Origin of the sequence: Corynebacterium sp. MSK297 (assembly GCF_030232885.1) — a bacterium.
GTDB lineage: Bacteria > Actinomycetota > Actinomycetes > Mycobacteriales > Mycobacteriaceae > Corynebacterium.
The window spans coordinates 1-376 of the sequence record NZ_JASPGD010000036.1; the positions used below are offsets into that span (position 1 = coordinate 1).

General features: G+C 56.6%; 1 protein-coding gene. It reads right to left on the reverse strand.

Annotated elements, in window-relative coordinates:
* A partial coding sequence (locus QP888_RS11020; RefSeq protein ID WP_284813597.1) for an IS6 family transposase occupies window positions 1-376 on the reverse strand: 376 nt, incomplete at both ends.

Below are 376 nucleotides of genomic sequence, written 5' to 3' on the forward strand. Positions count from 1 at the left end.
GCATCCTGGTCAAATTTTCTTGGCATGTTCGAAGATTTTCCCGTCTACTCAAAAGGAACAAAACCTGGGACACTTCATTCCGAATCGAAGAGAGGTAAAACTCCAAGGTCTGGTCACCGGCGGTGATCGCCCGACAGAGGTAGCACCACCTGCCGCCGACCCGGATATAGGTCTCATCCACCCGCCAGGAACTAGCTTGCCAGTCAGGTACCTGCCGGTACCACCGTGTTTGCTTGTCCAGCTCAGGGGCGTATTTCTGGACCCAGCGGTAGATCGTGGTGTGATCGACCGGCACGCCCCGCTCGGTCATCATTTCCTCCAGATCGCGGTAGCTCACCCCGTAGCGGCAGTACCACCGCACTGCCCACAGAATGAT